Below are 13,341 nucleotides of genomic sequence, written 5' to 3' on the forward strand. Positions count from 1 at the left end.
TCATCATAGCTGTTCAACACTGGTAAAATACGGGTTATAGTGCCGCCAGAGCACCCCCGATACCAGGTAAAAATCATTATTTGCAGGAGGATAAAAACATGCAGTATAAAACAAGCGGAGTCTGTTCGCAAATGATTAACTTCGATATCGAAGACAATAAGGTAAGGAACGTAGCCTTTGTTGGGGGGTGCGCCGGCAATCTGCAGGGCATAGCCCGCCTGATAGAAGGCATGGATGTGGATGAGGCTATCTCCAGAATAGAAGGTATCCGCTGTGGTTTCAAAAGTACATCCTGTCCCGATCAACTCGCACTTGCATTAAAAAAAGCAACCGGAAGATAATCCGATTGCTTTTTCTATGTTTAGTACATGGACCATATAATAAAAGATCCCCCTCCTTGAGCAATTGAAGCAGCTGTCATGCGGCGCGCATAAAAAAATTTGTGGTGTTTTCTCGGTACAGGTCTTTTCTATAATCAATTAATGGTTAATAGTTTCTCCTGTATGCGGTACACTTGACAGCTGCTTCAATTGCTCAAAGAGAGGGGGTGAGGTGCGGTAAAGTTAGTATTAATTTACGTAAATACCGTCAGTAAGTGAGGTTGCTTCGTCATATGGCTTTTCCGCTGTCATTCCTGCCACATGATCTGCATGGACTCTATAATAGTATCCGCGATCCACCATCATCATTTTGTTAGTACTTACATAATATGTATTTCGGTCCTCTACCTGCCAGCAGTCTATTTGATCCCACTTACCCGTTTCTTGATTATACTGATCAACATAAATAACTGTTGAAATATAATCAACTACATGATCTGCTGTTGTAGCCGCATAGACGTATATTCTACCAACGCCAGACTTTGTTATGGAACACTCCCCATCCATCAAATGTTCGCCTCTTGTCACAATACTTCCATTAGTAGTGCCTGTTGAAGTATCTAGCGTAGTTAGATATGAACCGTCAACTTTTATAACCTTATCTTCTGAAGCTCTAACATTCGTTGCAGATATTATACAAATACTTATAACTAATAACAATGTAGATAATGTAGCATATATTCTTTTTCTCATCCTTATCATCCTCTTATGTGTTCTATTAAATAAACAATTGAATGTATTAAAACTTACGCTTTTAATCAAAAAATATTAAATTTTCTATTAATCCTAGAAATTCGTCTTCTTCCATAACTCCTTTAACTTGATAGTAAACCCCTTGATAATCAAATTTAGCTACAAATCTATACTTATTTGATTTTTTATATTTTTTTATATCAATGTTTTGTTGATGGTTTTCAATTACAAAGTTATCTATTAGCGTATCTTCCTCTTTTTGACTCAGTGATGAATCTTGGTTATTTAAATATATAGAATAACGTATAATCTCATCATTATAGGAATAAAATAGTTGTGCTCTTTTCTGCTCTTCATCTATAGTATATTCTGATAAGTACATATCTTTAGGCTTACTGCCCAGTCTTACTGCCACAACTCCCAGTCTCTCCCTAATTTCTCTATATGCGGTAACTTCCTCACCATCTTCAGAATCCTGTGTATCCATGTCTTCAACATTCATAACTTCCATTGCCTGTCCACCATGAATCTTCTCCCAAAATATTTTCAAATATGACTTACTCCCCACGCTAGTCACACTCGTTCCAACCACCAAAACAAGTACCGCCGCAAAAGCAATAATAAACCGCCTTCCACGCGGCATACGAAATACGCTGGTTTTCCTGCCTTTGTTTTTCTTCGCCTCCTTCTCATCACTGTTAAGGTGTTTGTGGTATTCTGTATTGACTTCAAACAGCTTTGGCTCGTCCTCTTTCTTTTTCAGAAGTTCTCTGCCAAGGCGTAATGCTTCTCTGTCTTCTTCTGAAAGAAAAATTTCCGGATTATCTTTTGTACGTTCGGTAAAATTTGGTGCAAGTTCCTCCCCAAATTCTGCTGTATCTTCTCCAGTGCTGTGCTCTTGTCCACGTCTCTTCTCGTATGCCTGAATTTCAGCCAGAAGTGCTGCTTCCATCCTGTCAGATACCTGGATATCTTTAAGATCAGGATTTTCCGCTATTTCCCTTTCCACCCTCCCAGCTGCATTCTCCACTTCTTCTTGCAGTGATAATTTTTTGTTTTGTTTCATGCTTATTCCCCTTATTTTGGCTAATACTTTTTCTTGACTTTTTACTAAATAAGTTTAATATGAAATTATATGTGTTTTATCGGTTATATGCAAGTATAACTTTTACATTTTTAAGCATAATATGAACATTTCAAATCTGGAGGTTTTTCATTATGAAAAGAATCATACTCACCGGTGGTGGAACTGCCGGGCATGTCACCCCCAATATTGCACTGATTCCCCGACTGAGGGAACTGGGTTACGATATTCAATACATAGGATCTTACAAAGGGATTGAAAAGGAACTCATAGAGCCTTTTGGTATCCCTTATCATGGTATTTCTTCCGGAAAGCTGCGGCGCTATTTCAGCGTTCAAAACTTCACAGATCCTTTTCGAGTAATAAAAGGCTTTGGGGAGGCTCATTCCATTATAAAGGAATTGGAACCTGATGTAATCTTTTCCAAAGGTGGGTTCGTATCTGTTCCCGTTGTACTGGCCGGCAAGCGATGCAAGGTACCGACCATTATCCACGAGTCCGATATGACACCGGGACTTGCCAACAAGCTAGCCATCCCGTCGGCAACCAAAGTCTGCTGTAATTTTCCAGAGACTCTGGAGTCTCTTCCGTCGGAAAAGTCTATCCTTACCGGTTCCCCGATCCGGCAGGAGCTGCTGTCAGGCAACAAAATTGCTGCACTGGATCTATGCGGCTTCGCGGCGGATAAACCCGTCATCCTTGTAATCGGAGGAAGCCTTGGCTCAGTAGCCGTCAACAATGCAGTACGTCTTGCTCTCCCTGAGCTTCTGGAACATTTCCAGATCGTTCACCTCTGCGGCAAAGGCAAAGTAGATCATTCCCTTAATGGCCTGAGAGGCTACGCACAGTTTGAATATATCAAAAATGAACTTCGGGATATATTCGCCCTGGCAGATATCGTTATTTCAAGGGCCGGTGCAAATGCAATCTGCGAGCTGTTAGCACTTAGAAAGCCGAATCTTTTGATCCCGCTCTCGGCCAATGCCAGCCGCGGCGACCAGATTCTAAATGCCCGCTCATTTGAACGGCAGGGCTTTAGTATGGTCCTTGAAGAAGAGGAGCTTACAAAAGAGTCTCTCCTCGAAGCTGTCCGGAGGCTTTACGATAACCGCAATTCTTATATGGACGCTATGCGGGATTCCAGACAACAGGATTCCATTGATACAATTATAGGACTTGTAGAAGAGATAAGTTTAAAGTAATTGTCGGATTGCAACACAACCAGGAAAACAGGTGGCGTAAAGACACCTGTTTTCTTATACTCGGTTCAATTCGTCATATTCTACACCAAACTCTTTCTTTATCCAGCTTTTGGCTCTGTGCAATACACTATGCAGCACTTCAACACGGACTCCCATTTGTTCAGCAACTTTTGCCTGTGGTATTTCCAGATAATATACCAGCGTAATCGCCTCGTACCATCTGGGATTTTTCTCAAGCAGTGCTTCAAAGATACGCTCGTGAAGTTCGGAACGATCTAAATCTTTCAACTCTTCCATAAACGTTTCTTCAGCACTCTCTACAGTTTCCCGAACAAAGTCTTCCTCTGTAAAATCTTCTCCAAGTATCTCCCGACTGGCCTTCTTGTTATAATTTAGTGCGTAGTTCTTAGCAGTCGTATACAACCACGATTTAATATTACTGTGATTCATGTGGTTGTAATAAATATATAGTTGGAGAAACGTATTCAGAGTAATATCTTCTGCCACATCGTAATTGCCCGAATATGTATATGCTGCTTTTAAAACGAGATTCTTATAATCTTCATAGATCTCATCAAACTCACGATTATCAGTCAACATTTTTATCCCCGGTTATTAAATCACTTTACTTAGTATTTCTTCTTTGTCCTCATCTGAAAGTTCGCCCATCTTCCAGCCCAATCCTACTTTATCGCCTTCATATCTAGGAATCATATGCATATGAAAATGAAATACTGTCTGGCCTGCGGGCTCCTCATTGTTCTGAACAATGTTATAGCCGTCACACCCTAACACGTCTTTGAGCTTAAGTACCATCTTTTTAGCCAGAACCAATACCTTAGCTGCAAGCTTATCATCCAGGTCATACAGATTCCGATAATGTTCCTTCGGTATAATCAGAGCATGTCCCCTGGACGCAGGATTCAGGTCTAAAATCACACGAAAGTCATCGTCTTCATACAGCGTTGCTGATGGAATTTCACCCGATGCCAGCTTACAAAAAATGCAATTTTCGTCTTTCATAGCTTTTCCTCATTTCTTCTTTTAGAATGTTTTAACTTTAGTATATCCCATTTTCAGCTAAATGAGAAGCTCTTTTATCAGCATTATTCTGTCGAAACTTGTCAATCTGATTTTGTTGAACACTGCCCACCATCGTGCTAGACTACAAATATAACGTACTATAAGGAGGGCATAAAATATGTTACATAATGTTGACATCAATAAAATGAACACTCTCATGGAGGAAAACCATGATGCAAAACAGATCATTAGTCAGCTGTTAGAAAATCATCATGAAACGGTGTCCGCAATTGCTCATGAAATACGAAATCCTCTGACACTTGTTTCCTCGTCCTTACAGGTTATGGAAATCCAGCATCCTGAAGTACGTGATTTTCCACACTGGCGTCAGACGATCGATGATGTAGAATTTATGTGTCAGTTGTTAAACGAGCTTTCTACTTTTAATAATGGCGATACTCTGCACTATTCTGTCTTTTCTATCGAACGTCTCCTAAAGAACATTGCCGTCTCATTTGCGATTTCTATTGACAGCGAAGATTCCGATATCGAATTCACATCCTCTATTCCTACCGGTCTGGGCGATTACACTGGTGACAAGGTCAAGCTGGAAGAGGTTTTCTTAAACCTTCTTCGAAATGCAAAAGAATCCATAACAGGTGAAGGCCGTATTCATTTTTCGGCCAGCCGTCATAATGACGCTCTGACAATTCAATGCAAGGATACCGGATGCGGTATTGCGGAAGAAATCATAGACTACATCTTTGAACCGTTTAAAACCTACAAAGAGGGTGGGACAGGCCTTGGGCTGTCACTGTCCAAACGAATCATCGAATCCCATGGTGGTTCCATATCGGTAGACTCCAAAGTGGACGAAGGTACCACGTTTACAATCATTCTTCCCATATAGTACAGTATTGCTGAATTAATCATAGAATACTGTACCAGCCGCGCCACGCTGCCTGCGGTACAGAACCGCCGCCATCACAAACCCGCAGACAAGACCGCCAACATGGGCCGCATTATCTACTCCTGAGCTTGTAAAGCCAAAATACAGGCTCAGGACTACCATAACCAAAAGTCCACGGTTTGTCAGCCTTCCCACTCTTCCATGATTTTTCAAGACTACGCACAGCAGCGCTCCCATGAGACCGAATATGGCTCCTGAGGCCCCTGCCGATACCACCACCTTATCTGTACTCATATTCATCCACAATGAAAGCAGATTCCCCCCAAGCCCTGATATAAAATAAATAATCAGAAACTTGATCCGGCCGGTCTCCAGCTCCAGGTTCCAGCCGAGTGCTCCCAGCAGTACCATATTGTTCAGCAGATGTTCGATACCAAAATGCAGGAACAAACAGGTAAAGATCCGGTAATACTGATGCCCTTCCACAACATAAGGCCCGTACATAGCCCCATGCTCCAGCATAAACAGCGTATCTTCCGTAGCTCCCAGAACAGAAAGCACCAGAAATACTCCAATATTAATTACGATCAATGCGGTGGTGCACACTGCTTTTTGATTTCTCTCCAAGATGGTTCTCCTTTTCTTAACTGCTCTTCTATATTATAATAGCTCTCTGCGCTTCTGTCTATGAAAGAATCAAGCACCTGATACGAAATTGTCAATTTTTTACTCCGAATGAGATGCTTTTGTATATTACCATGTATCCTTTATTTATTGTTTTAGATTTTATAACCTCACATATCCTCTTCTTCCTTCCCGTCTGTTTCCAGAATCAGGTCCTTCCAGCTGCCCCATTTTGTCTTTTTTAAACGGTCTGCAGTTTTCTTCCATGGGCTCCAATGCCCTCCCATCTCCCGGATTGTCTCCACATCGGCAACCGGTTCATATTCTTCTTCCTCAAGAGAAAACAGGTTTTCCGGGGACAGCTGCTCCCCGTCCTTTTGGGTATCCGCATTTTCAGGTTCTGGCCCGCGCCTTTTTTCTTCGTGAATCCTGTATTCATCCATTATTTTCTCAAGATCATAATTCTCCTGCAGCGTTGCTTTATGAAGCTCATAAGCCAGCATAATGCCTTCCGTATCCTCATAATCAAGCTTCCGGACAAAATATTCGGTTATTACATGGAAAGCCTCACAGAGGGACTTTTTTCGGCCCGGCAGATAACAGAAATACCATGTATTTTCACCATAAAATATAAATTCCGGGTAGAGTAAGAGTCCGTCCGGATTCAGCATAAAACGCCGGAGGGCCTTAACCACTTCCATCAGCCGGTTCACAAATCCCAGCATATCTTCCTTTTTAATTACAGATGCTTCAAATAACGATTTCATCGACAATAACCCCGTCACCGTGTAACTGTATCTGCTCTTCCCATCCATTCCACACCCTGTTATTTCGAGCAGGCCGGGTATTTTATTTTCCCGAAGCATATGTATCTGATAATCCTCCTCATACAAACGTGGGATATCTATGTGCAGGCTTACCCTGTTCAGTTCTTTTTCATAACCTGTCTTCATAATTGTCTATTCCTCCTGGTCTGCCAAAGACTCTAAGTGTCTTTTCTTTCTTATCTTTTTCTCCGGTTCCGGTATCCTGGTGATCTGCACTGCCTGTACACGCATCCTGCCCCTACCTGCACGGGCCGTAACTCTGGCCCGGGTTTTATCCAGCTCAACTTCAACGTCTGTCAGCCTCAGCCAGATCAGCTTTCCCGCAGTGCGCTCCTGGTAAAAACTCTGCAGATCTGGTTCTTTGCCTCCCTGCTGCCTGTCCGACTGGGCCGCCAGCACCGCCGTTTCCGCTGCCGCCCCCAGCAATATGTTTTTGTCATGCCAGTAGAATACGATATATATTGTAAAAATAATCACAAAAATTACAATCGGAAGAATATATGCCATTTCCACTGTCACACTTCCATTCATCTCTCTTTTCTTCTTTATTACGTCTTCCATTTTAAGTCTCATTGTACGCCACACATCCATAGAAAATAGGACACCAGCAAAAACGGAATAAACGGATATCCCGCCTTTCTGTCAAATCCTTTATATAACAAAAGGGCGGCTGCAAACAGCGCCGAGAAGAGGAAAGCACCGGACAAGACACCCAGCAGATTCCAGAAGCCTAAATATACCCCCAGAATAAGTATCAGCAGGCTGTCCCCATATCCAAAACCTTCCCTTGTTACCCTGCTCACCACTATAAATACTGCCCCTGTAACAGCGCCTGCCAGTGCGGAAAAATCAAGAGGCCCCGTCTGGCAGATACGGGCAGCGGCAGCCGCAGCCCCTCCCGCCGCAAGAAACCACAGAGGAATCCTTCTGGTCCAAATATCTATAATTGACAAGATGCATAAGTATACACCGCATCCTATTCTGCTTACTTCGAGCATCTGCTGCATCCTCCTTTCAGGCCAACTTCTGACTTTTTTACTGCATGTATGGTTCTTTTGAGTCCACTGCAGCTTAATGAATTGTGATACTTTCCTCCTGTATTCGTAATATAAACTCCGGCAAAAGCATCACCATGTACGCATTTTTCACATCTGTAATACCTGCCGCCGTCCTCGTTGCGGATTCCGGAAAGTCCTGAGTACGGCACAAACCGGACAGACAGCTGCAGATATGTACATTGATAGTCCTCGTGAAAAACCAAAGCCGTATCCGTGATATATACAATCTCCTCTCCGTCGGAATTTCCATCCCTTTTAGAATAACCGGTCCAGGCCTTTACCCTCATTTCTTCTCTGAACTTTGCTTTCAAATTCGTAAATTGCGGGAGGGGAAGCCTTACGGCATATTCCACAGAGACATGAATCTCCCCCGTAAGTACAGACATATATGTCCTGCTTAAGTTCAGCCCGGAACTGCCTCCTGCCAGAATGCTCCGGTCCAGGCGGTCAGCTCCTGCGGCTTCTACGATATCCTGCCGGAATTTGACCAGATTCACCACAGGCAGCATAACCGTATCCTCTGCGGCTGTCTTAGCTGCGCTCTGCACAGCGCTTCGGATACATGTCCTTACAGATTGTATTTCCAGCAAATAGACCAGGCTCAATACCGCGAATAAAAATACGGGAACCGCCAGTGCCGCTTCTATAGTTACGCTTGCTTTTGAACCCAATGCAGATGCCCTTTCTTTGTTCGAGTTGGGTGGGTTTTCATTTGATTGTGTCATCGCAGTTTTTCCTTTCTTTATATTTTTTTCAATTGGGATATATTTACCTGCCGGAAGGGATGCGCCGGCAGGGTTTGAAGAAAGGGCATCTGCATTGGGTTCAAAATTTTATCTGTATCCAAAATATAGCGGAAACTGGTAGGTCAGCCCCTCACGAATGACTGCTTTATTCTGGACTCTCAGCCGGACGATACAGGCGTCTGCACAGAAAGACAAATCTCCCTTTTCAGTTCTCATGTTTTGTTCAACACGGTCCAGCGCCTTCATAACCAAAACGTCCTCCTCTTTTAAAAAAAGAAGGATTCTGAGGTAATCGGTATAGGAGATCCCTCCCTCGGCATCCGCGCCCTCCTGCATATCCTCCCCCGTTCCCAGCGTCATAAGCGAAGAGAGCGACAGCTGCCAGTTCGTGTTGTTTTTCACCAGGGCAGCTTTTTTCCCCGCCATTAAAGAACGCAGATCCATCAGGCTCTCTCCAAATGCCCAGGCTGCAAGGAGCGCCTGTTTCACAATTCCTGATACAGCCGGAAGCGCTGCAAGCGTCGAAAGACTCAGCGCCAGCGCCTCTGCCTCTGCCTGCTTTGCAGTATCTGTCTGCAGATAAAGATAATTAATCCCAAACCGGATTCCAAGAAGTTTCTTCACGACTGCTTCCAGGTTCTCCCTGTCCGAGGCACAGCCTGAAAGTATGTATTCCAATTCATATCCCAGACTGCGTTTTGCACTCACTTCATTTACCGCGTTGCCAAACTTTTTGATCAAATATTCATGAAACAGCAGCCGCTCTTCTGCGCCTTCCATCCCCTGCCTTGTATAGAAGCTGCCCCTGCCATATATCAGATTCCTTCCACTTGGCTGTTCCTCCGGAGCAATCTGCCTGTCTGAGATTTGGTAATCCTGCGGCAGTACAAGCCGGAGAATTCCTGATTTTTTCAATTCGGCTACATGCGGCAGGGGATTCTCCTCACCGGACAGCGCATTGCCGCTGTCTGCCAAGATCTCTTCCAGTTCCGTATTGATCTCCGAATCCTGCCTGTCTGCTTCTTCTCCCTGCATTTTTTGTTCCTCCCATATGCCAGTCCGCCCAGCCAATTCACGTATGGCGGCTATTCCGTATGTCTCTTCCATGTAGGCAAGCGCCTGCTCTTTGAATGCGCTTCCGTTTCTGTCAGTCAGGTACTGAATCCCCTGGATATCATGTTCCATACCGCTTGTGCCATAGTAGTGCATACGGTCTGTCAGATATTTCTCTTCATAAGAATCCGTGCCATAGCTTCCATCAATTGCCAGAATCTCATATTCTTCCAGAAGTTCTCTGCTATACTCGCCAAATACAGAGAACACAGCGCGGTCGGTATCCAGACGTTTCAGATTTTTGGCCACCTGAATAGACGTACTCTCCAGAATCGCTGTGATAAATGAGATAAGAAGAACAAAAATAAGGCTCAAAAATGCCGTTATCTCACCCCGCTTCCCCATTAAATACCCGAGCTTTCACTTGTTATTTTCTCAAAAATTGAGTTCACCAGGCTGATCAGCTGTGTTTTAAATATCAAAACTAAAGCTATAATTACCACCAATATTAAAATCAGCTCTACTACAGAAAGCCCCGTAGAATCACATAAAACTGCCTTTCCCCTGCTCAGCCTCTGTTTTAATCTCCGTACAAATCCCTTCATCTGCTTCCTCCTCTCAGATCTGTATAGTAAAAAATGCCGGAACCACAATGATAATCAGTACGACCGCCAGCATCAGGAACATCGGCCCCAGCATCTTTGTTCCTGCTTCTTCCCCCAGCCTCCTGGCCTGTTTTTTTCTGTCTTCCAGCGCATCCGCCGCTTCCCTTTTGAGCAGTTCATTCATCCCCCTGCCCCCTTTCCGCAGGTTTTGTGACAGGAGTGCGCCGAACCTTCGATACGCCGGCAGACCGCACCTGCTGCCAAACCTTTCATAGCATTCACCTTCTGTGACGCCGCCCTGAATCTCGTGCATTGTATAGGACATTTCCTCATAGGCAATCCGGGAACCTTTTCTCTCCCTTCTTTTTTCATACTCTTCTACCATCTTGAACCATGCTTTGCGAGCGCTCATGCCCGCTCCCAGGAAAAGGGTAAACTGGCTGATCAGCTGTGGGTAGTCTGTGGACAACTGTTTCTTCCGCTCCTCCACTATCTGTTTCTGTTTCTGCCTGTCCAGAAAAAAGACTGCCGCTGCCGCTACGATTCCCAGAACGAATAGTCCGGCTGCCCGGGACTCTCCCGGATATTTCCATGTTATTTTACTCCCATCCACGCTGCCCGGCAGAATCAGATATTTTTCTTCCGGGGCGGCCAACTCTGCCTCCCGCAGTGCCTTCTGCACTTTTTGCATCTTTTGTTCTTTTTCGTTTAACCTGGGGGGAAAGACATTTACGTAAAAGGTATGTACAGCCTCCTCCCCGCCATACGTAAGAACCGCACGCAGCTCAACCAACGTACCTTCTTCCTGCAGATGTTCCTGCTGCAGCTCCCCCAGCAGATTAACGATTTCATAATTTCCGGATTCCCACGACACATTGATTCCCATATCCGGCACCTGATCCACCAGTGTCAGATCATGCCTGACTTCATCCAGGTTCTCATTTTCCCCCAGCACAGCCTTTTCCAGACGTTCTCCGGCCTTCTCGAATATCTCCGGAAGTTCCTCTTTCTGATACTGCTGCTCTTCGACCTGTACAATCAACGGCGCCTTATCTCCGTCTACCCGGGCCTCCAGTTCCACCTTTTTACGTCCCTCACCGTGGCCGCCACGGGCAAGTACGCTTTTTCCTTCTGCATTTTTCTCCGGCCTCCTGCGGCTGTCTGCAGCCAGCATCAGGAGTGATATTGCGCTTGCAGCCAAAAAGATAATTCCCATTCTTCCATACACTGTATTTCGCTTCTTCATAATCTACACCTCTATATCCACCAGCTTTTCCCCCATCCGGTAAGCGGCCGCATATATTAGCAGACAACCCGTCATTAGGGCGGCTCCCGCCAGATTTCCGTAAAGCACCTTCATAAAATCCGGAAAAGCCAATCTCATATAAAACAGAATCCCAAATGGTATGATACACATCACCTGAAATTCCAGCTTTTTAGAAGCCAGAAGCGTCTGTATCTCCTTTTCCGCTTCGATCTTATCACTGATATCTCTGACCGCGCTTTTGAGTATCGCTATGCTGTCCCCTCCGGTCCGCTTCGCCGCAGCAAATACCGTTACGAAGTTCTCTACATCCTCCTGGCTGACCCTGGCCGCCAGATCATTCATGACCTGTTCAACCGGCTGGTTCATATCCAGCTGATGGATCATCCGCTCAAATTCTTTCCGTATTCTGCTATCCTTCCGAAACAACGGCTTCAGATCCCGGGCAGTCTCGCGCACCGCATTCTCCACGGAATACCCTACGTTAAGGGCCGAGGCCATGGTTTGGATACTAACCCGGAACTGTTCCCTGAATTCCTGCTCTTTTTTCCGGCATTGTCTGGACTTCCAGCAGAGAAGATAGACATATAAGGCGGGCAGAAGCGCCAGCGCCGCAATCCACGTATCGTAGAAAAGATATGCAGTCATGCACAGGAGTAAAATCCCCTTTATCAATGCCTGTATATATTCCTTACAGCGTATATCCTGCTGCCAGCAGCTTTTCCCGATTGACAAGCTCTTCCACTTTCACAAGCCGTCCTTTAACTTTGCCATCTTCTGATCCCTCCTCCTGATACGCAAAAAGTGTCTGTATCTTTACCTCACCATCTTCATAGCCCAATACTTCTGCTATCTCCAATACTTTTCTGCTTCGATCCCTCAGCCGTCCCAGGTGAATAATAATATCAAGGGCCGAAGCCACCTGGCGCTGAATTGCGGTAAAAGGCATATCAATCCCCATCATCATCATCGTCTCCAGCCGGTGCAGCATATCCACACAATTATTCGCGTGGCCGGTGGACATAGAACCGCTGTGCCCATTCAGCATGGCCGAGGAAATCATATCCACGGTTTCCTCCCCCCGGACCTCTCCGACCAGGATTCTGTCCGGACGCATCCGCAGTGCCGACTTGATCAGATCCCGGATGGTCACCGCCCCGGATCCCTCCAGATTGGCATTCCTTGCTTCCAGCCTGACCAGATTGGGCACGCCTTTAATCTGCAGCTCCGCATTGTCCTCAATGGTGATCAGACGCTCATCTTTTGGTATATAATCGGACAGGGCGTTCAGAAATGTGGTCTTTCCAGCCCCGGTACCCCCGCTGACGAATATGTTGTATTTGGAACGCACCAGGAGCTTTAAAAACTCCACCGCCTCACTGCTTATGCTGCCCCACGCAATGAGCTGCTCCATCGTCACCTTTTCCTTCGGAAACTTCCGGATCGTCATGATGGGACCGTTCAGCGCTACGGGTTTTAATACCACATTTACACGGGACCCGTCCGCCAGCCTTGCGTCAACGATGGGAGAAGCTTCATTCACATACCGGTTCGTTCCGGATACAATCTGCTGTATGACATCCTCCAGCTTTTCCGGAGAAAGGAAGTGCCTGTCCGATTCGAATATCTGTCCTCCTTTCTCCAGAAAAATATGATCTGTGCCGTTGATCATAATCTCCGTAATATCATCGTCCTCGATCAAATCCTGAAGAATATCCAGCTTTCTGAATGCATGAAACAGTTCTCTGCTCAGCTTAATTTTTTCCTGCAGTGGTATGTAAGTTTCTCCTCCCGCCTGGTTAAGTACGGAGTGTATGAGATCCAGCAGTTCATCGTCCTCCATCTCCCTGCCCATATCCATCTCTTGCAGCA

Annotated in this window: 17 protein-coding genes; 3 read left to right on the forward strand and 14 right to left on the reverse strand. The window is 45.2% G+C overall.

Going from position 1 to position 13,341, the window contains the following annotated elements; translation table 11 throughout:
• Positions 1 to 98: 98 nt before the first annotated feature.
• A complete protein-coding gene (locus tag BN1938_RS02680; RefSeq protein WP_025653757.1) occupies positions 99 to 341 on the forward strand; it encodes a TIGR03905 family TSCPD domain-containing protein in 243 nt (80 codons plus the stop codon).
• A gap of 228 nt (positions 342 to 569) precedes the next feature.
• On the opposite strand, the gene BN1938_RS02685 is transcribed toward BN1938_RS02680, so the two are convergent.
• Together BN1938_RS02685 and BN1938_RS02690 are read right to left on the reverse strand one after the other, a co-directional pair.
• Entirely contained in the window at positions 570 to 1,073 is a 504-nt protein-coding gene (locus BN1938_RS02685; protein ID WP_050639121.1) for a hypothetical protein, read from the reverse strand.
• Between the two features lie 61 nt (positions 1,074 to 1,134).
• Positions 1,135 to 2,139 carry a DUF4367 domain-containing protein gene (locus BN1938_RS02690; protein WP_050639122.1) on the reverse strand — a complete coding sequence of 335 codons (1,005 nt, stop codon included), beginning with the start codon at positions 2,137 to 2,139 and terminating at the stop codon, positions 1,135 to 1,137.
• A 152-nt stretch (positions 2,140 to 2,291) separates the two neighbouring features.
• Between BN1938_RS02690 and BN1938_RS02695 the strand changes: the two genes are divergently transcribed.
• A complete protein-coding gene (locus BN1938_RS02695) occupies positions 2,292 to 3,359 on the forward strand; it encodes an undecaprenyldiphospho-muramoylpentapeptide beta-N-acetylglucosaminyltransferase (protein ID WP_050639123.1) in 1,068 nt (355 codons plus the stop codon).
• A gap of 54 nt (positions 3,360 to 3,413) precedes the next feature.
• Here BN1938_RS02695 and BN1938_RS02700 read toward each other — a convergent pair whose 3' ends face one another.
• Positions 3,414 to 3,959, reverse strand: coding sequence for an RNA polymerase sigma factor (locus BN1938_RS02700; protein WP_050639124.1), 546 nt, complete (start codon positions 3,957 to 3,959; stop codon positions 3,414 to 3,416).
• 15 nt (positions 3,960 to 3,974) lie between these two features.
• Entirely contained in the window at positions 3,975 to 4,382 is a 408-nt protein-coding gene (locus BN1938_RS02705; RefSeq protein ID WP_050639125.1) for an HIT family protein, read from the reverse strand.
• A gap of 178 nt (positions 4,383 to 4,560) precedes the next feature.
• Between BN1938_RS02705 and BN1938_RS02710 the strand changes: the two genes are divergently transcribed.
• Positions 4,561 to 5,292, forward strand: a complete 732-nt coding sequence (locus tag BN1938_RS02710) for a sensor histidine kinase (protein ID WP_050639126.1) — start codon at positions 4,561 to 4,563, stop codon at positions 5,290 to 5,292.
• 15 nt (positions 5,293 to 5,307) lie between these two features.
• Here BN1938_RS02710 and BN1938_RS02715 read toward each other — a convergent pair whose 3' ends face one another.
• The 10 genes from BN1938_RS02715 to BN1938_RS02760 form a co-directional block, all read right to left on the reverse strand.
• Complete coding sequence (locus BN1938_RS02715) at positions 5,308 to 5,919, reverse strand: rhomboid family intramembrane serine protease (protein ID WP_050639127.1); 612 nt, start codon at positions 5,917 to 5,919, stop codon at positions 5,308 to 5,310.
• Between the two features lie 167 nt (positions 5,920 to 6,086).
• Complete coding sequence (locus tag BN1938_RS02720) at positions 6,087 to 6,869, reverse strand: DUF6382 domain-containing protein (protein ID WP_050639128.1); 783 nt, start codon at positions 6,867 to 6,869, stop codon at positions 6,087 to 6,089.
• Between the two features lie 6 nt (positions 6,870 to 6,875).
• Positions 6,876 to 7,304, reverse strand: coding sequence for a TadE/TadG family type IV pilus assembly protein (locus tag BN1938_RS02725; protein ID WP_050639129.1), 429 nt, complete (start codon positions 7,302 to 7,304; stop codon positions 6,876 to 6,878).
• Between the two features lie 8 nt (positions 7,305 to 7,312).
• Entirely contained in the window at positions 7,313 to 7,741 is a 429-nt protein-coding gene (locus BN1938_RS02730) for a prepilin peptidase (protein WP_050639130.1), read from the reverse strand.
• Complete coding sequence (locus BN1938_RS02735; RefSeq protein ID WP_050639131.1) at positions 7,729 to 8,526, reverse strand: hypothetical protein; 798 nt, start codon at positions 8,524 to 8,526, stop codon at positions 7,729 to 7,731. Before BN1938_RS02735 ends, BN1938_RS02730 begins: the two co-directional genes overlap by 13 nt.
• A gap of 108 nt (positions 8,527 to 8,634) precedes the next feature.
• Positions 8,635 to 10,005, reverse strand: coding sequence for a DUF5702 domain-containing protein (locus BN1938_RS02740; protein WP_050639132.1), 1,371 nt, complete (start codon positions 10,003 to 10,005; stop codon positions 8,635 to 8,637).
• Positions 10,005 to 10,205, reverse strand: a complete 201-nt coding sequence (locus tag BN1938_RS02745) for a Flp1 family type IVb pilin (protein ID WP_050639133.1) — start codon at positions 10,203 to 10,205, stop codon at positions 10,005 to 10,007. The genes BN1938_RS02740 and BN1938_RS02745 overlap by 1 nt, the downstream gene beginning before the upstream one ends.
• Before the next feature lie 13 nt (positions 10,206 to 10,218).
• Positions 10,219 to 11,451 carry an immunoglobulin-like domain-containing protein gene (locus BN1938_RS02750; protein ID WP_050639134.1) on the reverse strand — a complete coding sequence of 411 codons (1,233 nt, stop codon included), beginning with the start codon at positions 11,449 to 11,451 and terminating at the stop codon, positions 10,219 to 10,221.
• 3 nt (positions 11,452 to 11,454) lie between these two features.
• Positions 11,455 to 12,117, reverse strand: a complete 663-nt coding sequence (locus BN1938_RS02755) for a type II secretion system F family protein (RefSeq protein WP_242843792.1) — start codon at positions 12,115 to 12,117, stop codon at positions 11,455 to 11,457.
• Between the two features lie 43 nt (positions 12,118 to 12,160).
• Positions 12,161 to 13,324, reverse strand: coding sequence for a TadA family conjugal transfer-associated ATPase (locus tag BN1938_RS02760; protein ID WP_330581535.1), 1,164 nt, complete (start codon positions 13,322 to 13,324; stop codon positions 12,161 to 12,163).
• Positions 13,325 to 13,341 lie beyond the last annotated feature (17 nt).

The organism is Eubacterium sp. SB2 (genome assembly GCF_001244405.1).
Classification (GTDB): domain Bacteria; phylum Bacillota; class Clostridia; order Lachnospirales; family Lachnospiraceae; genus Faecalicatena; species Faecalicatena contortus_B.